We start from the raw sequence: 18,363 nt of genomic DNA on the forward strand, positions 1-18,363 counted from the left end.
ATAAGTTAAAGTTATGATTAATTGTACTAAATTTAAGCTTACTAATTTAAAATGTATATATGCGAAAAATTTTTACTCTTTTTCTTTTGTTTTTGGTTGTTTCTTTAAATGCACAGAAAATTAAAACAAGCTATAAAATTTCTTTTTGTGGAAAACCGCAAACACTAACTTTAATACAATATAATGATGGAACTGTATTAGGTTTTTTAGAAACAGATTTTTCTAAGCAAGCTCAGATGCGAAAAGGAACAAGTATCCCAATTAAAATTAAGACAGAGATTACTGATGCACAAACAAAAAGATTATTTGATGATTTGAATGATTTAGGAATAGAATCTTTGGTTAATTGTAATACAGATAAGGAATGTAAATCAGTTACTTTTTTAGATGGTAATGATTTAATAATAGATCTTTTATTGGAGGATGGAACAGAGAAGAGGTTTGATTATATGAATATTTATCCATTGTCTGATATAAATACCGTAGAAGAAGAAACTGAACTGAGAAAAAAGGTACAGAGTATAGTTACAACAATAGATCAAATACTCCATTTAAAGGAGATGTTTCATAATGTTTCTAGGGATTTAGAAACAGGATATTATTATTGTTATTTAGATGATATGTCTACAAATTGCATTAATAAAAAATAGTAATTAAATAAAAAATAGGATTTCAATTTATTGAAATCCTATTTTTAAAAGTTGAATTTTGGATATTTCTTTCTGATTGTTAATTATTGACCAATTTCATAGCATCCTCGCTATAACGATCACCAACATTAGGATATTTCTCAAGAATTTTAGAAATATTTTCTAAATCGCTTGTATTTAATTCTAAGTCGACTGAACCAGCATTTTCTTCTAATCGAGATGCTTTACGTGTACCAGGAATTGGAATTATATTTTCTCCTTGTGCCAAAACCCATGCAATAGCTAGTTGAGCTGGAGTTGCACCTTTTTTATTTGCAAATGCAGCAAACTCACTAACTAAATTTTGGTTATTTTGTAATGCTTCACCATTATTACGAGGAATAAAATTTCTGAAATCAGAACTGTCCAATTTGCTTAAATCTAATTTATTTGTTACCAAACCTCTAGAAAGAGGAGAGTAGGGAACAAGAGAAATTCCTAAATCATTTAATGTAGGCAAAATATCTGTTTCTACATTTCTTGTTAATAAAGAATATTCACTTTGTAAAGCAGCAATTGGGTGTATTGCATTCGCTTTTTTTATTGACTCTGCCGATGCTTCACTAAGACCTAAGTATTTTACTTTTCCTTCTTTTACTAATTCTGCCATTGCACCAACAGTTTCTTCGATTGGAATAGTTGGATCTACACGATGAGCATAATATAAATCTATAGTATCTATTTTTAGTCTTTTTAAACTATCTTCTACAGCAATTTTTATCCATTGTGGTGAACCGTCAAAGTAAGTTTCATTCGCATTACTTGGTCGACTAATACCATCTCTAAAACGAAAACCAAATTTAGTAGCAATAAATACTTTTTCTCTATTAGGAACCAATACTTTTGATAATAATTCTTCATTCGCTCCATTTCCATACATATCTGCTGTATCCCAAAAATTAATACCAAGATCCAAGGCTTTGTGAAGAGTCGCTATGTTTTCATTTTCATATGATTTTCCATAAGCAAAGCTCATTCCCATGCAACCTAAACCAATAGCGGAAATATTTTCGTTTGTATTTCCTAGTTTTCTATATTTCATATCATTATTTTTATAAGAACAAAATTAGATGAGGTTGATAGAATAAATTTGTAGTATTCAAACAATCAATTATAAATTTCAAATCGATCGTCGGTATTCCGAAGGAGAACTCTCTATATGTTTTTTAAAGAAATTTGTAAAGTAAGCTTGTGACTCGAAACCTAGACTATAAGCAATTTCAGAAATAGACCAAGATGTATGCTGTAACAGAGCTTTTGCTTCTGTAGCAATCCTATCTTGTATAATTTCGGTAGTTGTTTTATTTGTTTCATTTTTCACAGATCTATTTAAGTGGTTTGTATGTACACATAAATGTTCAGCAAAAATTTTAGCAGTATTCAATTCTAGGCGGATATGTGGACTATCAATAGGAAATTGTCTTTCTAGTAATTCCATAAACAATTGTGTGATTCTTCCCGAAGCATTGTTGTTTACCTTAAAATCATCTGGTTCTTGCATTTTCATTCCCTCATGCAATAAAACATGCAAATAACTTCTAATTAAATCATAGCGATGCTCGTAAGATCCTTGTATTTCATTGGACATAGACAAAAACATATAATTGACTTGTTCTTGTTGTAGCTCATTCAAGAAAAAAATAGGTCGTTTGTTTAGCTGAAACAAAGGAGAGTTTTGTAAATGACCAACTTTTTCATCATGATTCAGAAAATAATCATTAAACAAACAAAACCAACCTTTCTGATCTTCATTCTCTGCTTCCCAAGCATAAGGAACTCTAGGATTAGAGAACAAAAGAGCAGGTTTATCTATATAAATATGTTTATCAGCATAATATAAAGTTCCTTTGCCTATAATATAAGAAATTTTGTAGTAATCTCTTCTACTATAAGGACTAAGGAAAGAACATACATCTCTTGTAAAAACATTAAAATGACCTTTTCCTGCATTATCTTGTTCTAATTTTAAAGGGTTTGCTTGTGGTGCACGTTTATACAATTGTTCTATACTTTCTACTTTAGGCATACTAACTGAATTTATAAAATTCAAATATACTTTCTTTTTTTAATAAGCTCTTATTTTGATTAAATTTATTTTGGGCAACCGAGCGGGCTTTTTCGCTATATCTTTTATAAACGATAATTTAATTAAAATCTGATTTCGTTTATAAAAGGATGCCGCTTCAATCCCTGTTGCAGTTTCGTATATAAAAATTACTAAAGATATTCTGTCCAATAATATTTTTGGGGGAAATTCAGTAAAAAAAAATAAAAGATATAGAAGAGTAACATGTACAAAATTGCACATGTTATTCTAAATTAAATCAATTATCTATTTCAAAATAGATAATTGATTTAACATATTTTTTATTTTAATTGCAGTTTTTGGTAAAGGTTCAGCAATAGTAAAAGCAACAATATCATAGTTATCATTTATATTATTAATTAAATTTATAACCTCATTTACTTTAATACCATTCGGAACACCAACAACACCCGCAAATAAATCTTCAGGATCCAAAGAATCTAAGTCAAAATGTATCATAACTTTTGATGCACCACTATTTTTCAACCAATCTAAGACTATTGTATTATCTTTTTTTAATTCTTCTGGAGATACACTTTTTATTCCTAATTCTTCTTGTCTTTCTTTCATTCCTGTATCCCATTCTCGTAAACCAACAATAAGAGCTTTAGAAGGATCTATTTTTGAAGGAAGATTTTCAGTAATTTCATCATTCCACAATCCCATACATGCAGCCAACGCCATTGCATGATAACCTGTGTAATTATCTCCGGGAACGTTTATATCAGGATGTGCATCAATCCAAATAACAGCAATATCATCAGAATAAAGAGAGGACATATATGTAAATGGTAGTACACTTACAGAACACTCACCTCCAAGAGTAATTATTTTTTTAGGTTTTTCATCTTTTATAATAGAAAGCGCTGTTTTTGTTTGTTCTAAAATTGCATCATAAGAAATAATTCCATTTTTAGTTTTTCTATTTTCTATATCTAAGGAAATAGGAATTTGAATAGTTTTTTGATTGTTTTCTGGTGCTAAAAAATTTAAAATTTGTGCTCCTAAAAAATATCCTCTAGAAACATCATCTGCCGGTATATCATTTATCCATTGAGAAATATCTCCTCCTTGCCATTGTGGATAAATTAAACGAAGTGTATCTTTTTCATTTTCCATTATTCAAATTTTATTATTTGTTATGCAAATTTATGACCTCAATAAAATTTAAACAATTAGCGCCAAATTATTCGTATATAGACAAATTTGTGTGTATAGGTAAATAATATTGCTATGATTATCTTTACGTAAAAGTGTTGAAATGTATAAAAAGAAAATCCCATTTGAAATAGATTGTGGAGTGAAAATAGCAATGGAAATTTTTGGTGGAAAGTGGAAAAGTTGTATAATTTTAGAATTATCAAAAAAAGTGATGAGACCGAGTGAACTTCATAAACAATTTGCAGAAGCAAGTCCACGTGTTATAGATAGACAATTAAGAGAATTGGAATTTTATGGAATCGTAGAAAAGAAAATTTATGCTGAACTTCCTCCTCATTCAGAATATAAATTAACAGAAGTAGGAGAGTCTTTATTGCCTATAATTTATGAAGTAGAAAAATGGGGCGACAATTACAGACCAACAATGAAAAAACTTTTAAATATCTTCTAAGTAACATTTTTGGATAATCATATCAGAGATTTGGATACATTTTTTGATTAATGCTTTTAGAAATTTGTATTAAAATTTATAAATTATGATACAAGTAAAAGGATATGCTGCAAAAAAAGCAAATCAAAATTTAGAATTATGGAATTTTGAGAGAAATAATATTGGTGATAATGATGTTTTAATACAGATTCTATATTGTGGAGTATGCCATTCTGATTTACATGCTGTAACCAATCATTGGGGAGAAGGTACTTTTCCTTTGGTACCTGGTCATGAAATAGTAGGTAAAGTAGTCGAAATGGGGAAAAATGTAAAAAAATTTAATATTGGAGATTTAGCTGCTGTTGGAACTCAATTGGATTCTTGTAGAAAATGTGAAGAGTGTGAAAATAATCACGAACAGTTTTGTATCCAAGGAATACAGACGTATGGAAGTGTTACAAAAAATGGAAATATAACTCAAGGAGGTTACTCTAATAGTATTGTTATTAATGAGGATTTTAGTTTTCATATTTCAAAAAAATTATATTTACCAGCTGTAGCTCCGTTATTATGTGCTGGAATAACAACATATTCTCCTTTAAAAAAATGGAAAGTTGGTAAAGGAGATAAATTAGCAGTCATAGGTTTAGGAGGTTTAGGTCATATGGCAATAAAATTTGCTGTAGCTTTAGGAGCAGAAGTAACAGTAATAAGTACATCGAAAAATAAAGAATTAGCAGCCAAAGAGCTTGGTGCTAAAAATTTTATTATTTCAAAAGATGAAAATCAAATGAAGTCAGTATTTCATTCTTTTGATTTTATTTTAGATACAATATCTCAAAATCATGATATTAATACTTATCTTGAAACTTTAAGAACGAATGGGGTTTATATTAATGTTGGCTTACCTCCAGAGCCATGGCAAATATCATCATTTTCTTTAGTTGTAGGAAATAAATCTATAACAGGCTCAGGTGTCGGAGGTTTAAAAGAAGTTCAAGAAATGTTAGATTTTTGTACAGAGTACAATATAGTTTCAGATATAGAATTAATAGATATTAAAAATATTAATGAAGCCTTTGTTCGTATGGAAAAAGGAGATGTTCGTTATAGATTTGTTATTGATATGTCCACTTTATAGATAAAATATTATTTATGAAAAAAATAAAAAAACCATATATTCTTGAAACAATTTCTGAGCAACACAAATATTTAGGTTTATTAATGCCAAATAATCCGTTGATCAATGTTTTTAGATTTGAGGACATGAAGATACAAGACTTGGAATCTTTAGGGCATTTTATGCTGGGTTTTTATTGTATCTCAATTAAAAAAAACTTTAAAGGAGAATTGAAATATGGTCAACAATACTATGATCATAATAAAGGTGTAATGACTTTTATTTCTCCTAATCAATTACTCTTACATAATAGAGAAGAGTCATCTTCAGAAGGGATTTGTCTATGCTTTCATCCAGAATTTTTGAATGGTTATTTACTAAGAAAGACAGTTAAGAATTATGGTTTTTTTTCATATAAAATAAATGAAGCTTTATATATATCTGAACAAGAAGAAAAAATAATAGAACATATTTTTGAAAGTATAAAAATTGAGTCTAATAAAAAATTTGATGCTTTTAGTAAAGATGTTATCATAGCTCAAATAGAACTACTTTTACAATATAGTAATCGTTTTTATAATCGTCAATTTAGTTCTAGTAAGCAAATGAATGAAGATATTCTTATTCGTTTAGAAAATTTATTAGACAATTATTTTAATCATCAAAATGGTTTTCCTACTGTACAATATGTTTCTAAGCAGTTGAATATATCTCCAAATTATCTGAGCAATTTTTTACGTAATACAACAGGACAAACAACTCAACAACATATTCATAATAAGGTCATAGAAAAAGCAAAACAATTATTAACTACAACAGTTTTATCTATTGGAGAAATAGCTTATCAATTAGGTTTTGAATATCCACAATCATTTAATAAATTATTTAAGAATAAAGTTAATATATCTCCTTTGGAATATAGAAACTCTTTTCTGAATAAATTATAGATATTTTTTTTAATCAGCATATTTCCTTGCAGAAGAACAACTAATAGATGTTGCAAACCTTATAATCTCAGTAATAGAATAATTATTTTGAGTTTATGATTTTTTCTCTATGTGCTATTCCCCATTTGTGTAAAGCAATTATTACCTCAGATAATGTATAACTATATTCAGTTAAAGAATATTCAACAGTAACAGGTTTGGTATCACAAACTTTTCTATTCACAAGATCATTCATTTCTAATTCTTGTAATTCTTTTGACAAAATACGTGGGCTTATTCCAGCTTCTCTAGATAATTCGTTAAATTTCATCTTATTATCTCTTAAGATGGAAATCAATATAAGTTTCCATTTACCTCCAACTACATCTAATGTATCTTGTATTGCAAGTGATGCTTTTCTACAAGATTCATCATTATGATTTATTTTTTCATTTCTCATATATAGTAACTTTTTTGTAACTACTATCCTTTTTGTAACAGGTTACAAATGTATAATAATTAAATATAATTTTGTGAAAAAGAAAATATGAAGAACAAGAGAAATCAAATTATTTATTGGATAAGTACAATTTTGGTAGCAATTATATTCTTAGGTAGTGCATTCATGAAATTGTCAGGAAGTGAAGTTTCTAAAGAAATGTCAAATGGAGTAGGAGGAAATGAAAATTTAATAATATTAGGAATTTTAGAATTAGTTATAACATTATTTTGGTTAATACCTAAAACAGGAATTATAGGAACATTATTAGGTATAGCATATATAGGAGGTGCAATTTCAATACATTTTGTAAATAATCAACCTATAACTGTTCCCATTATTATTCAAATTATAATTTGGTTAGCTGCTTTTTGTCGCTTTCCAGAATTATTACAACGCATAAAAAATAAATTATAAAATAGATGAAATTATTAGAACCAATAAAATTAGCAAATCTTGACTTAAAAAATAAAATGGTCATGGCAGCAATGACAAGAAGTCGTGCTGATAAAAATGGAGTTATAGGAGATATTACAGTACAATATTATACACAACGTGTAAGTGCAGGATTAATCATTTCTGAAGCAATTAATATTTCAGAACAGGCAATCGGTAGTCCATTCACACCTGGTATTTATACAGAAAAACAAGTTTCAGCTTGGAAAAAAGTAACAAAATCAGTGCATGATAATGGAGGTTTAATATTTGCACAATTATGGCATACTGGTCGCGTAGGGCATTCTATTGATAGAAATGGAGTTTTACCTGTTGCTCCTTCAGCAATAGCAATAGAGGGAGTTCAACATTTTACATCCCAAGGATTAAAAGATTATGAAATCTCCAAAAGAATTGACAAATCTAGAAATTAAACAAATTATAAAAGATTATGTACAAGCAGCTAAAAATGCTATTGAAGCTGGATTTGATGGAGTTGAATTTCATGCTGCAAATGGTTATTTACCTAATCAATTTTTAGCTGAAAGTTCAAATCAAAGAACAGATGAATATGGAGGAAATATAGAAAATCGAAGCCGTTTTGTTCTAGAAGTAATGAAAGAATTAATTAATGCAATTGGAGGTGAAAAAGTAGGAATAAAAATATCACCATTACATCCTTATGCTGGAATTGTTTTGGATAATCCTATTGGAAATTTTACTTATTTAATTAATCAACTTAATAAATTAGATTTTGCTTTTGTAGAATTAATGAAGCGTAGTCCAATGTTTCCTTTATTAGATCATTATCCAAAAGGTGATGAAATTGAATTATTTGGTAAACTATCAAAAAATACACTTATTGCAAATACAGCTTATACTAAAATTTCTGCTGAAGAAGAATTGGAGAAGGGAATAGCGAAATTGATTTCTTTTGGAGTATCATTTTTAGCGAATCCAGATTTACCTAAACGTTTTGAGTTAAATGAAGATCTTAATCAACCTGATAAACTAACGATGTTTGGAGGAGGAGAAAAAGGTTACATTGATTATCCTTTTCTATAATAATAAAATTATATAAATTCAAAAAAAGTAGCTTTAAAATTTTTAAAGCTACTTTTTTTTGAATTGTATTTTAGAAATTACTTGTTAATTTTTGATTAATGATTGTGTTTCAGTAGAGCCATCATTGTTTAAAATTCTTACTATATATTTTCCTTTTCTTAAATTTTGTACATTAAAATTTATTTTATCATTTCCATCTATTCTTTTATTTAAAACCTCGTTTCCTATAATAGAATATACAGAAACATTAATAACTTTTGTAGGGTTTTCAAATTTTATTGTAAAAGATGTAGATGCAGGATTAGGATATATTGTAGATGAATGCTTATCTTGATCAAATCGAGATTGAGCAGATATAAAAGTAAAGGTTAATAAAAATATAAATAGTATATAGTGCTTCATATGCATTCGTTATAGACAAATATAATAATAAAATTTTATTAATCAAACGAATACAAAACTTATACCAAAAACAAAAGAGATGTCTTTAGGACATCTCTTTTTTATATGAATAATAATTTAATTATTATAGGCTGTAACGGATAAATCCAGTTACTTTTAAATCAGCATTAACAGCTTTAACAACATCTTGTACAGAAGTTTTTCCGTCTTTGATTGAAGCTTGGTGAACTAATGTATTCTCTTTAAAGAATTTTTGTAATTTACCTTTAGCAATATTTTCAATCATGTTTTCTGGTTTACCTTCAGCAGCTAATTGCTCTTTAGCGATTGCTAATTCAGTATCAATAACAGATTGAGAAACTTGAGTCTCATCTAAAGCTACTGGATTCATAGCAGCAACTTGCATAGCTACGTCATAAGCAACTTCTTTAGCTCCTTCGTACTCTCCTGATAAAGCTACAATTGCAGCAATTCTATTACCAGCGTGGATGTATCCGTTTAAAGAGAAACCTTCGATAGTTTGGAAGTTAGCAATTTCAATTTTTTCACCGATAACACCAGTTTGTTCGATTAATTTTTCTTCAACTGAAATACCATTGAAATCTGCTTTTAATAAATCTTCTTTAGAATCGAAGTTTAAAGCTAATTCAGCGATATCATGAGCTAATTGAACGAAAGCTTCATTCTTAGCAACGAAATCAGTTTCACAACCTAAAGCAATAATAACACCTTTATTTGCACCTGCATTTACTTTTGCAATAACTGCACCTTCAGTAGATTCACGGTCAGCTCTTTTAGCAGCAACTTTTTGACCTTGTTTACGTAAAACTTCTACAGCTTTGTCAAAATCTCCACCAGCTTCTTCTAAAGCTTTTTTAGAGTCCATCATACCCGCACCAGTTGCGTTTCTTAATTTACTTACCTCAGCGGCTGTTGCTTTATAGCTCATAGTAATATTTTTTTTATTGTTCTTAATATTTTTAAATAAAAGTAGCTCATACATCAAAAAATGATGTAGGAGCTACAAGGTATATTATATCGATGAATTGATCATCAAGTTAATGTTAAGCTTCTTTAGTTTCAGCTCCTTCTTCTTTACCTTCTTTTGCTTTTTCTTTCTCTGCTTTACGTGTAGATAAACCAGCTTTGATAGAGTCAGCAACTGTTGTTAAGATGATATCGATAGATTTAGAAGCATCATCATTTGCAGGGATTGGAAAATCTACTTGACGTGGGTCAGTATTTGTATCAACCATTGCAAAAATTGGAATACCTAATTTTTGAGCTTCAGCGATTGCGATGTGCTCACGTACAATATCAACTACAAAAACTGCAGATGGTAAACGTGTCATATCAGCGATAGAACCTAAGTTCTTCTCTAAAGCTGCTCTTTGACGATCAACTTGTAATCTTTCTTTTTTAGATAGTGTTTCAAACGTACCGTCTTTTTTCATACGATCGATTGAATTCATTTTTTTAACTGCTTTACGGATAGTAACAAAGTTAGTTAACATCCCACCAGGCCAACGTTCTGTAATATAAGGCATGTTGATTTCTTCAGCATGCTTAGCTACAACATCTTTTGCTTGTTTTTTAGTTGCAACAAAAAGAACTTTACGTCCAGATGCAGCAATTTTTCCTAAAGCTTCAGATGCTTCATCTAATTTCACTGCAGTTTTGTGAAGATCGATGATGTGGATTCCGTTTTTCTCCATAAAAATATAAGGAGCCATAGCCGGATTCCATTTTCTTGTTAAGTGACCAAAGTGCACACCAGCACCTAATAAGTCCTTTACATTTACTTTTGCCATTTTCTTTTTTTTAGTTTACGTTCCGTTATCTCAACAAGCAACAAACAAGTGGTCGAAAAATTCTAGCCTTATTTGTTTAGATGCTAAACCAACGGAAAATGGATTTTTTAATGAATTGAATAAATTAACGTTTAGAGAATTGGAATTTCTTACGCGCTTTCTTTTGACCGAATTTTTTACGTTCAACCATACGTGGGTCACGTGTTAATAACCCTTCTGGTTTTAATTGTAAACGGAAATCTGCATCAATTTCACATAAAGCTCTAGAAATTGCTAAACGAATTGCTTCAGCTTGTCCTGTGATTCCTCCACCAAATACTTTGATATCTACATTGTATTTATCATTTGTACCAGTGATTAAAAATGGTTGCTCTACTTTGTATTGTAATACTGCTGTAGGGAAGTAGTTTGCTAACTCGCGTCCGTTAATGAAGATTTCTCCATTACCTTCTTGTAAATATACACGAGCAACAGATGTTTTTCTACGTCCGATTTTATGAACTATTGCCATGGAATTAGATTATAAATATTCGTTAATATCGATTTGTTTTGGTTGTTGAGCTTCGTGATTGTGCTCAGTACCAACAAATACATGTAAATTAGTCAATAATTTACTACCTAATTTATTTTTAGGTAACATTCCTTTTACTGACTTTTCGATTAAGCGTACAGGATCTTTTGCAAAAACTTCTTTCGCAGTTAAAGATCTTTGTCCACCTGGGTAACCTGTGTGACGAATGTATAATTTGTCATCCCATTTGTTACCTGTTAATTGAATTTTGTCAGCGTTTAAAACAATTACATAATCTCCACAATCTGCATGAGGAGTGAAGTTTGTTTTGTGCTTACCTCTGATAAGCTTCGCAACACCTGACGCTAAACGACCTAATGATAAGTCAGAAGCGTCCACAACTACCCATTCTTTCTGAGCAGTTTCTTTGTTGGCTGATGAAGTTTTGTAACTTAACGTGTCCACTATCTTGATTTTTAATATATTATACTATTTCCGATAACTCGATCGGGGTGCAAATGTACAAAATGATTCCGGTTTCCCAAAATAAAATTAGGAAATTCAGCATTTTGTACATTTATTCTCTGAATTTGCTCCGGAAAATACCGTGCAAAAGTAGATAAATTAATTAGAATATTAGTTAATTTCTTTCGAAAGGTAATATTTTTTGAGTTGTAGAACCTAAACCTTCTATTCCATACTCTATTACATCTCCTGGTTTTAACCATATTTGTGGTGTTTTTCCCATTCCTGATCCAGCAGGTGATCCTGTAGAAATAATATCTCCGGGTAAGAAAGACATAAATTGAGATAAGTAAGAAATTAATTTAGGTATTCTATAGATGAAATCTTGAGTTGTTCCATCTTGCATTAGCTCTCCATTTAATTTTAACCAAATGCGTAAATTATCAACATTTTTTATTTCTTCTTTTGTAGCAATAAATGGACCTACAGGTGCAAAAGTATCACATCCTTTTCCTTTATCCCATGTTCCTCCACGTTCTGTTTGGAAAGCTCTTTCCGTAACATCATTCATTAATGCAAAACCATATACATGATCCATTGCTTCTTCTTCAGTTACATTGTTTGCTTTTTTACCAATAATGAAACAAAGTTCTGTTTCCCAATCTAATTTTGTAGCCCCATTTGGTTGCATAATTCCATCTTCAGGACCTGAAAATGATTGATTGGCTTTAATAAACATAATTGGTTCTGGTTGTTGCTCTAAACCAGTTTCTTTTACGTGATCATCAAAATTTAATCCAACACATACAATTTTACCAGGACGTGTAAGTGGTGCTCCTATACGTACACTATCATCTACGATAGGTAAATTGTTAGCGTTTTGCTCGATGTATTTTTCTAGAGTTTCTTGTTTTTCAATATTACCGAAAAAATCTTCGTCATAGATGATACCTGAACCAGATACGTCAAATTTTTTATCATCAATAATGATTCCTGATTTTTCTTGACCCTTTGGTCCGAATCTAAAAATTTTCATTTACTTATATTTTTTCCAGCGGCAAATATACAACGATTAGTTTTTTCTACCTATAAATAAAAAAAGACATCTGTCAGCAACAGATGTCTTTTTTTAATAAATTGTATTTGCATTATTTACTAATACCTCTTGAAATTACTATTTTTTGTATTTCTGAAGTACCTTCATAAATTTGTGTAATTTTTGCATCTCGCATCATACGTTCTACATGATATTCTCTTACATATCCATTTCCGCCATGTATTTGAACTGCTTCAGAAGTTACTTCATTTGCTGTTTTTGAAGCAAAAAGTTTGGCCATCGCACCTGATATAGATATATCTTTTCCTTCATCTTTTTCTGTAGCAGCTTTGTAGCAAAGTAAACGAGCTGCAGAAATATTTGTAGCCATATCTGCTAATTTAAACGCTACGGCTTGATGATTAATGATTTCAGTTTTAAATGCTTTACGGATTTTGGCATAATTAAGAGCTAATTCATATGCTCCTTGTGCAATTCCTAATGCTTGTGATGCAATTCCTATTCGTCCTCCATTTAATACATTCATAGCAAAAGTAAAACCAAATCCATCTTCTCCAATTCTGTTTTCTTTTGGAACTTTTACATCATTAAAAAATAATGAATGTGTATCAGAACCTCTAATTCCCATTTTTTGTTCTTTAGGACCAATTTCAAAGCCTTTATATCCTTTTTCTATTATAAATGCATTGATTCCTTTATGTCCTTTTTCTGGGTATGTTTGTGCTATTACTATATAAGTAGATGCAGAGTTCCCATTTGTTATCCAGTTTTTAGTACCATTTAACAAATAATGATCTCCTTTATCTATAGCAGTAGTTTTTTGTGATGTAGCATCAGATCCAGCATCAGGTTCAGATAAACAAAAAGCTCCTAATGATTGACCAGAAGCTAATGGAACTAAATATTTTTGTTTTTGTTCTTCTGTACAGTATTTTTCTAATCCTGCACAGACTAAAGAATTATTAACTGACATTATAACTGCAGCTGAAGCATCTATTTTAGCTATTTCTTCCATTGCAACAACATAGGAAACATTATCTAACCCAGAGCCTCCATACTTGGGATCTACCATCATACCTAGAAAACCTAATTCTCCCATTTTTTTAACAGCGTCCTTAGGGAAAATAGAAGTTTCGTCACGTTCTACAACTCCTGGTAATAATTCTGATACAGCAAAATCTCTAGCAGATTGCTGTATCATTAGTTGTTCTTCAGATAATTGAAAATTCATGTAATTATTTTTGTGGTTTTAAATAATTACAATTTATTCAAATTTTAGTGAAAAAACAAATGCCCTTGTAGATAAAGAATTTAAACTTCCAGCCCAATATTTATCTGTTGTAGGATTATCCTTTACAAGCTCATTGTTGAAGAAGAACATACCTTTTAAAGATGGGGTTAGTTTAAAATATTTAAAATAAATTTCTACTCCTATTTCAGCTTGCCAGCTAAAATTATTTGTAGTTGTTCTAAAAACACCTACACCATTATCATCAGCTTTGTTTTCATTAGATTGCAAATTCATTACATACCCTAAACCTCCTTGTATATAAGGCCTAGTATTAAACCAGCGATCTCCATGAAAATTTAAAAGTAAAGGAAGTTCAACATAAGATGACTTTACTTCTCTTTTAACATTAGTATCATTTAAATATTGATCTTCAGTTGGTGTTGTTTCTGTTCCAGAATAAGGAGCATTAGTAAAATATAATGTACGTTGAGAAAAATGTATTCCAGGTTCAGTTTTCAAATCAATGTAATCATTGATTTTCATTTTAGCCATAAGACCAACAGAAAACCCTAATTTATTATCTTGTCTAAGATATACTAATCCATAGTCGTTCACTCCATCATCTTCAGGTGTTTGTGTTGTACCTGGTGTTAGATCTCTTTGAGCTTTTGGATTAACTTTATAGCTCATCATGTTTGTACCTAAGAAATATCCAAAAGTAAATTTTTTTTCGTCAGATTCAGTTCTGTATTCAGTTCTATCATAATTTGGACGAAACTGTGCGTTTGCTAAACTTGCAGCAACTAATGTAAATGCGATGATAAGATTTTTTCTCATAGAGTTTCAACGTATAACCTGAAGATTTATTTTATGCTTTTGTAAATGCTTGCTATACCAAAAGTAAGTTTTTTATCAATAGGTTGATTGAATTTTACATTTTTAAGTATATTTTTCATTTCTTCACCATGTGGAAAAGCTCTCACAGAGTCAGGTAGATATGTATATGCACTTTGATCTTTTGAAACCATTTTACCAATTGCAGGTAAAATATTTTTTGAATAAAATGTATATAATTGTTTCATAGGGAATGCTGTTGGATAAGAGAATTCTAAAATAACAAATGTTCCACCAGGTTTAAGAACTCTATTTATTTCAGCCAATCCTTTTTCTAAGTTTTCAAAATTTCTAACTCCAAAAGATACAGTTATACAATCAAAAGTATCATTATCAAAAGGTAAATTTTCTGAATCTCCTTGTACCATATCTATACGATCACTTAGATTTGACTCATTTACTTTTTTTCTACCTACTTCTAACATACCAGCAGATAAATCTAGACCAGTAATTTTAGCATTTGTGGCTTTTCCCATCATAATTGCTAAATCACCTGTTCCTGTTGCTATATCTAAGATAGTTTTAGGATTAGAGGCTTGAACCATTTTGATAACATCTTTTCTCCATTGTATATCAATTCCCATAGATAAAACGCGATTTAATAAATCATATTTAGGAGAAATATTATCGAACATTTGTTCTACTTGCTTCTTTTTGTTTAAATCTGATGATTCGTATGGTGTTACACTATCGTGTTGATGATTTGTCATTTTTTAAAATTTAAGATACTATTCGTAGTTTTCGAAGTAAAATTGTTTAAAATCTTCTTTGTTAAAAATTTTGGATAAATCAGTATTCTTTTCACTAGAAGCACTTTTTATAAATATTCTAGGGTAATCTTGATCTAAGTTGTAGTAAAAATTTTCAATGTAAAGATCTGATGATTTTTCAATAATTCCATGATATACTTGATTATCTATGGCTATATTTTTAGATAAAAATATTGAATCTTTATTTTTTCGCACTCCATATGGACGAGTAAATGTGTAATAATCTTGTAAAGTAGGATTTATTAAACCACTCGATCTAACAATGTCAATAATTGTATCAGTATTTTTATTATTAAATGTATAAGAAATTTTTGTTTTACCTTTTGGTAATTCTATACGAGCATTTTGTTGTGGAGCTATTGTGTAGTTTTTGTCATTTATTTTTATACTTATTGTTTTGTTTGATGGGTTATCAATAACATAACCATCTTTTTTGTTAAGAAAAGTATTATAAAATAATAAAATAAAAGCAATTAAACCACAAATGATTAAAAGCCCAATTAATGATGGATTCTTCTTCATGCTGCTAAATTAATTATACTTTATCAATTTTAGTATGTCTTATTACATATTTTTTATTTACTATTTTAATGAAATGTGTAACTTTGCTCTTAGTTAATTTTTTATTTAAGCTGAACAACAATAATATGATAAATTCTGTAATTACAGGTTCTGGTCATTACCTACCAAATAAGATTGTTACAAATGAAGATTTTATTAATCATAAATTTTTTGGAGATGATGGTAATCCTTTAGAAAAAAGTGGTGAAGAAATTACCCGTAAATTTGAAGAAATTACAGAAATTAGAGAAAGGAGATATGTAGAAGATGATATTTTAAATTCTGATATTGCCACTGAAGCTGCTAAAATAGCTATTGAAAAAGCTGGAGTTGATGTTGAAACATTAGATTATATTATTTGTGCTCATAATTTTGGAGATATAGACCCTATTGCAAGACAAATAGATATAATGCCTTCTATATCAGCTAAGGTAAAACATAACTTAGGAATAAAAAACCTAAAATGTAAACCTTATGATATGACATTTGGTTGTCCTGGATGGGTAGAATCTTTAATTTTAGCTCACCAATTTATTCAGGCAAAAATTGCAAATAAAATTTTAGTAGTTGGTTCTGATACCTTATCTCGTGCTATTGATCCATATGACCGTTCTGCAATGATATTTGCTGATGGTGCAGGAGCTGTAGTTTTAGAAGCAAAAGAAGATGATTATAAATATGGTATAATTAATCATGCTACTTTATCTTATACTGATGAAGAATTAAGTTTCTTGTGTAATGGTAAATCAATAAATCCTGATTATGTAGGATCGATTAAAAATATTAACATGAAAGGACGTAAAGTTTATGAATTTGTTCTTAAAAATGTTCCTCCCGCAATAAAATCTTTATTAGATGAATCTTCAATTTCTATAGAAGAAATAGATAAAATTTTACTGCATCAAGCAAATGCTAAAATGGATCATGCAATGATAGAACGTTTGTATAAATTATATGGTGTTGCTGCGCCTAAAGATGTAGATCCTATGACAGTTCAATTTTTAGGTAATACTTCAGTTGCTACAGTTCCTACAATGTTTAATCTGATTCAAGAGAATAAATTAGCACCACATCAGTTTCATCCAGACAATAAAATCATTATGGCTTCTGTTGGAGCAAGTATGAATATTAATGCTGTAATTTATCAATTCAAAAAATAAACTAACAAAAAATTATTGTGAATACATTCGGAAGATTATTTAAAATTTCCACTTTTGGCGAAAGTCATGGTGTAGCTATAGGAGGAGTAATTGATGGTGTTCCAAGCGGAATAGAATTAGATTTTGATTGGATTCAAGCTCAATTAGATCGTCGTAAACCAGGGCAATCGGCAATTGTAACTCAACGAAAAGAACCAGATACTGTACAATTTCTTTCAGGAATTTTTGAAGGAAAAACAACAGGTGCTTCAATTGGGTTTATTATCCCGAATGATAACCAAAAATCTCACGATTATGATCATATAAAAGGAGTTTTTCGTCCATCACATGCAGATTTTACTTATGAAACTAAATATGGTGTACGCGATCATAGAGGAGGAGGAAGAACATCTGCTCGTGAAACAGCAAACTGGGTTGTTGGTGGAGCTGTAGCAAAACATATTATACCTTCAATAAATATAACAGCTTATGTTAGTGCAGTTGGTGAATTAAAACTAGATAATGATTATTCTTTATTGGATTTTTCTAACATAGAAGAAACGGCAGTACGTTGTCCTGATTTGGATATGGCAGAGAAAATGATTGATAAAATAAAACAAATCAGAAAAGAAGGTGATACGATTGGAGGAGAAGTGACTTGTGTTATACAAAATGTTCCTGTTGGTTTAGGAGAACCAATTTTTGATAAATTACATGCACGGTTAGGACAAGCAATGTTATCTATAAATGCTGTAAAAGGATTTGAATATGGAGAAGGTTTTGCTTCTACATCTATGAAAGGTTCTGAAATGAATGATCAGTTTAATCTTGATAAAACAACAAAATCAAACTATTCTGGTGGAATTCAAGGAGGGATTTCTAACGGAATGGATATTTATTTTAAAGTTGCTTTTAAACCTGTTGCTACTTTAATGCAAGAACAAACAACTTTAAATATTGATGGAGAAATGGTAGAAATGCATGGTAAAGGAAGACATGATCCTTGCGTGGTACCAAGAGCTGTACCTATTGTAGAAAGCTTAGTAGCAATGGTAATGGCAGATATGATGTTAATTCAACGAACAAGAAATATATAATAAATTAAAAT

Annotated in this window: 23 protein-coding genes; 9 read left to right on the forward strand and 14 right to left on the reverse strand. The window is 29.7% G+C overall.

Annotated features, from left to right (window positions below; all coding sequences use genetic code 11):
* Positions 1-59: 59 nt before the first annotated feature.
* Positions 60-650: a hypothetical protein gene (locus tag RT575_RS08530; RefSeq protein WP_313580178.1), complete on the forward strand. Its 591-nt coding sequence runs from the start codon at positions 60-62 to the stop codon at positions 648-650.
* Between the two features lie 79 nt (positions 651-729).
* On the opposite strand, the gene RT575_RS08535 is transcribed toward RT575_RS08530, so the two are convergent.
* The 3 genes from RT575_RS08535 to RT575_RS08545 all read right to left on the reverse strand — a co-directional run bounded on the left by RT575_RS08535 (position 730) and on the right by RT575_RS08545 (position 3,894).
* Positions 730-1,731, reverse strand: coding sequence for an aldo/keto reductase (locus RT575_RS08535; protein ID WP_313580180.1), 1,002 nt, complete (start codon positions 1,729-1,731; stop codon positions 730-732).
* 78 nt (positions 1,732-1,809) lie between these two features.
* Positions 1,810-2,715 carry a helix-turn-helix transcriptional regulator gene (locus RT575_RS08540; RefSeq protein WP_313580182.1) on the reverse strand — a complete coding sequence of 302 codons (906 nt, stop codon included), beginning with the start codon at positions 2,713-2,715 and terminating at the stop codon, positions 1,810-1,812.
* A 306-nt stretch (positions 2,716-3,021) separates the two neighbouring features.
* Entirely contained in the window at positions 3,022-3,894 is an 873-nt protein-coding gene (locus tag RT575_RS08545; RefSeq protein ID WP_313580184.1) for an arginase family protein, read from the reverse strand.
* A 142-nt stretch (positions 3,895-4,036) separates the two neighbouring features.
* Here RT575_RS08545 and RT575_RS08550 point away from each other — a divergent pair, with 142 nt between their 5' ends.
* The 3 genes from RT575_RS08550 (at position 4,037) to RT575_RS08560 (ending at position 6,436) form a co-directional block, all read left to right on the forward strand.
* Entirely contained in the window at positions 4,037-4,387 is a 351-nt protein-coding gene (locus RT575_RS08550) for a helix-turn-helix domain-containing protein (protein ID WP_313580185.1), read from the forward strand.
* An 85-nt stretch (positions 4,388-4,472) separates the two neighbouring features.
* Positions 4,473-5,510, forward strand: a complete 1,038-nt coding sequence (locus RT575_RS08555; RefSeq protein WP_313580186.1) for an NAD(P)-dependent alcohol dehydrogenase — start codon at positions 4,473-4,475, stop codon at positions 5,508-5,510.
* 14 nt (positions 5,511-5,524) lie between these two features.
* On the forward strand, positions 5,525-6,436 hold the full coding sequence (locus tag RT575_RS08560) for a helix-turn-helix transcriptional regulator (protein ID WP_313580187.1): 912 nt from the start codon (positions 5,525-5,527) through the stop codon (positions 6,434-6,436).
* Positions 6,437-6,518: 82 nt separating this feature from the next.
* On the opposite strand, the gene RT575_RS08565 is transcribed toward RT575_RS08560, so the two are convergent.
* A complete protein-coding gene (locus tag RT575_RS08565; RefSeq protein ID WP_313580189.1) occupies positions 6,519-6,875 on the reverse strand; it encodes a helix-turn-helix domain-containing protein in 357 nt (118 codons plus the stop codon).
* An 87-nt stretch (positions 6,876-6,962) separates the two neighbouring features.
* On the opposite strand from RT575_RS08565, the gene RT575_RS08570 reads away from it, so the two are divergent.
* Genes RT575_RS08570 through RT575_RS08580 form a run of 3 tightly spaced genes read left to right on the forward strand, consistent with a single transcriptional unit; the run spans position 6,963 to position 8,414 of the window.
* Entirely contained in the window at positions 6,963-7,331 is a 369-nt protein-coding gene (locus RT575_RS08570; RefSeq protein WP_313580191.1) for a DoxX family protein, read from the forward strand.
* A 5-nt stretch (positions 7,332-7,336) separates the two neighbouring features.
* Entirely contained in the window at positions 7,337-7,783 is a 447-nt protein-coding gene (locus RT575_RS08575; RefSeq protein WP_313580193.1) for a hypothetical protein, read from the forward strand.
* The gene (locus RT575_RS08580) at positions 7,746-8,414 is read left to right on the forward strand and encodes a hypothetical protein (protein ID WP_313580195.1); all 669 of its coding nucleotides are present in this window, start codon (positions 7,746-7,748) and stop codon (positions 8,412-8,414) included. The genes RT575_RS08575 and RT575_RS08580 overlap by 38 nt, the downstream gene beginning before the upstream one ends.
* A gap of 84 nt (positions 8,415-8,498) precedes the next feature.
* Here RT575_RS08580 and RT575_RS08585 read toward each other — a convergent pair whose 3' ends face one another.
* From RT575_RS08585 to RT575_RS08630, 10 genes are all read right to left on the reverse strand, one after another.
* Positions 8,499-8,816, reverse strand: coding sequence for a T9SS type A sorting domain-containing protein (locus tag RT575_RS08585; RefSeq protein ID WP_313386481.1), 318 nt, complete (start codon positions 8,814-8,816; stop codon positions 8,499-8,501).
* A gap of 124 nt (positions 8,817-8,940) precedes the next feature.
* Positions 8,941-9,765 carry a translation elongation factor Ts gene (tsf, locus tag RT575_RS08590; RefSeq protein ID WP_313386480.1) on the reverse strand — a complete coding sequence of 275 codons (825 nt, stop codon included), beginning with the start codon at positions 9,763-9,765 and terminating at the stop codon, positions 8,941-8,943.
* Positions 9,766-9,880: 115 nt separating this feature from the next.
* The gene (gene rpsB, locus RT575_RS08595; protein ID WP_313580198.1) at positions 9,881-10,627 is read right to left on the reverse strand and encodes a 30S ribosomal protein S2; all 747 of its coding nucleotides are present in this window, start codon (positions 10,625-10,627) and stop codon (positions 9,881-9,883) included.
* Positions 10,628-10,751: 124 nt separating this feature from the next.
* Positions 10,752-11,138: a 30S ribosomal protein S9 gene (gene rpsI, locus RT575_RS08600; RefSeq protein ID WP_313376029.1), complete on the reverse strand. Its 387-nt coding sequence runs from the start codon at positions 11,136-11,138 to the stop codon at positions 10,752-10,754.
* A 9-nt stretch (positions 11,139-11,147) separates the two neighbouring features.
* A complete protein-coding gene (gene rplM / locus RT575_RS08605; protein WP_038334665.1) occupies positions 11,148-11,603 on the reverse strand; it encodes a 50S ribosomal protein L13 in 456 nt (151 codons plus the stop codon).
* 175 nt (positions 11,604-11,778) lie between these two features.
* Positions 11,779-12,639: a fumarylacetoacetate hydrolase family protein gene (locus tag RT575_RS08610; protein ID WP_313580200.1), complete on the reverse strand. Its 861-nt coding sequence runs from the start codon at positions 12,637-12,639 to the stop codon at positions 11,779-11,781.
* A gap of 112 nt (positions 12,640-12,751) precedes the next feature.
* The gene (locus RT575_RS08615; RefSeq protein ID WP_313580201.1) at positions 12,752-13,891 is read right to left on the reverse strand and encodes an acyl-CoA dehydrogenase family protein; all 1,140 of its coding nucleotides are present in this window, start codon (positions 13,889-13,891) and stop codon (positions 12,752-12,754) included.
* A 33-nt stretch (positions 13,892-13,924) separates the two neighbouring features.
* Positions 13,925-14,728 carry a porin family protein gene (locus RT575_RS08620; protein WP_313580202.1) on the reverse strand — a complete coding sequence of 268 codons (804 nt, stop codon included), beginning with the start codon at positions 14,726-14,728 and terminating at the stop codon, positions 13,925-13,927.
* A 26-nt stretch (positions 14,729-14,754) separates the two neighbouring features.
* Positions 14,755-15,495 carry a bifunctional demethylmenaquinone methyltransferase/2-methoxy-6-polyprenyl-1,4-benzoquinol methylase UbiE gene (ubiE, locus tag RT575_RS08625; protein ID WP_313580204.1) on the reverse strand — a complete coding sequence of 247 codons (741 nt, stop codon included), beginning with the start codon at positions 15,493-15,495 and terminating at the stop codon, positions 14,755-14,757.
* Positions 15,496-15,513: 18 nt separating this feature from the next.
* A complete protein-coding gene (locus RT575_RS08630; protein ID WP_313386474.1) occupies positions 15,514-16,077 on the reverse strand; it encodes a hypothetical protein in 564 nt (187 codons plus the stop codon).
* 125 nt (positions 16,078-16,202) lie between these two features.
* Here RT575_RS08630 and RT575_RS08635 point away from each other — a divergent pair, with 125 nt between their 5' ends.
* Positions 16,203-17,276, forward strand: a complete 1,074-nt coding sequence (locus RT575_RS08635) for a ketoacyl-ACP synthase III (protein WP_313386473.1) — start codon at positions 16,203-16,205, stop codon at positions 17,274-17,276.
* An 11-nt stretch (positions 17,277-17,287) separates the two neighbouring features.
* On the forward strand, positions 17,288-18,352 hold the full coding sequence (gene aroC / locus RT575_RS08640) for a chorismate synthase (RefSeq protein WP_313580267.1): 1,065 nt from the start codon (positions 17,288-17,290) through the stop codon (positions 18,350-18,352).
* Positions 18,353-18,363: the final 11 nt, after the last annotated feature.

The sequence above is a fragment of the Chishuiella sp. genome, assembly GCF_032109125.1.
In the GTDB taxonomy this organism is placed as follows: domain Bacteria; phylum Bacteroidota; class Bacteroidia; order Flavobacteriales; family Weeksellaceae; genus Empedobacter.

Excerpts from the sequence above, each read along its gene's own strand:
- RT575_RS08550 (WP_313580185.1), top strand. The coding sequence starts at position 4,037 with ATGTATAAAAAGAAAATCCCATTTGAAATAGATTGTGGAGTGAAAATA.
- RT575_RS08610 (WP_313580200.1), bottom strand. The coding sequence starts at position 12,639 with ATGAAAATTTTTAGATTCGGACCAAAGGGTCAAGAAAAATCAGGAATC.
- RT575_RS08580 (WP_313580195.1), top strand. The coding sequence starts at position 7,746 with ATGAAATCTCCAAAAGAATTGACAAATCTAGAAATTAAACAAATTATA.
- RT575_RS08565 (WP_313580189.1), bottom strand. The coding sequence starts at position 6,875 with ATGAGAAATGAAAAAATAAATCATAATGATGAATCTTGTAGAAAAGCA.
- RT575_RS08545 (WP_313580184.1), bottom strand. The coding sequence starts at position 3,894 with ATGGAAAATGAAAAAGATACACTTCGTTTAATTTATCCACAATGGCAA.
- RT575_RS08560 (WP_313580187.1), top strand. The coding sequence starts at position 5,525 with ATGAAAAAAATAAAAAAACCATATATTCTTGAAACAATTTCTGAGCAA.
- RT575_RS08585 (WP_313386481.1), bottom strand. The coding sequence starts at position 8,816 with ATGAAGCACTATATACTATTTATATTTTTATTAACCTTTACTTTTATA.
- RT575_RS08615 (WP_313580201.1), bottom strand. The coding sequence starts at position 13,891 with ATGAATTTTCAATTATCTGAAGAACAACTAATGATACAGCAATCTGCT.
- rpsI (WP_313376029.1), bottom strand. The coding sequence starts at position 11,138 with ATGGCAATAGTTCATAAAATCGGACGTAGAAAAACATCTGTTGCTCGT.
- RT575_RS08620 (WP_313580202.1), bottom strand. The coding sequence starts at position 14,728 with ATGAGAAAAAATCTTATCATCGCATTTACATTAGTTGCTGCAAGTTTA.
- RT575_RS08530 (WP_313580178.1), top strand. The coding sequence starts at position 60 with ATGCGAAAAATTTTTACTCTTTTTCTTTTGTTTTTGGTTGTTTCTTTA.
- RT575_RS08555 (WP_313580186.1), top strand. The coding sequence starts at position 4,473 with ATGATACAAGTAAAAGGATATGCTGCAAAAAAAGCAAATCAAAATTTA.
- RT575_RS08570 (WP_313580191.1), top strand. The coding sequence starts at position 6,963 with ATGAAGAACAAGAGAAATCAAATTATTTATTGGATAAGTACAATTTTG.
- RT575_RS08630 (WP_313386474.1), bottom strand. The coding sequence starts at position 16,077 with ATGAAGAAGAATCCATCATTAATTGGGCTTTTAATCATTTGTGGTTTA.
- RT575_RS08575 (WP_313580193.1), top strand. The coding sequence starts at position 7,337 with ATGAAATTATTAGAACCAATAAAATTAGCAAATCTTGACTTAAAAAAT.
- rpsB (WP_313580198.1), bottom strand. The coding sequence starts at position 10,627 with ATGGCAAAAGTAAATGTAAAGGACTTATTAGGTGCTGGTGTGCACTTT.
- tsf (WP_313386480.1), bottom strand. The coding sequence starts at position 9,765 with ATGAGCTATAAAGCAACAGCCGCTGAGGTAAGTAAATTAAGAAACGCA.
- RT575_RS08535 (WP_313580180.1), bottom strand. The coding sequence starts at position 1,731 with ATGAAATATAGAAAACTAGGAAATACAAACGAAAATATTTCCGCTATT.
- RT575_RS08540 (WP_313580182.1), bottom strand. The coding sequence starts at position 2,715 with ATGCCTAAAGTAGAAAGTATAGAACAATTGTATAAACGTGCACCACAA.
- ubiE (WP_313580204.1), bottom strand. The coding sequence starts at position 15,495 with ATGACAAATCATCAACACGATAGTGTAACACCATACGAATCATCAGAT.
- RT575_RS08635 (WP_313386473.1), top strand. The coding sequence starts at position 16,203 with ATGATAAATTCTGTAATTACAGGTTCTGGTCATTACCTACCAAATAAG.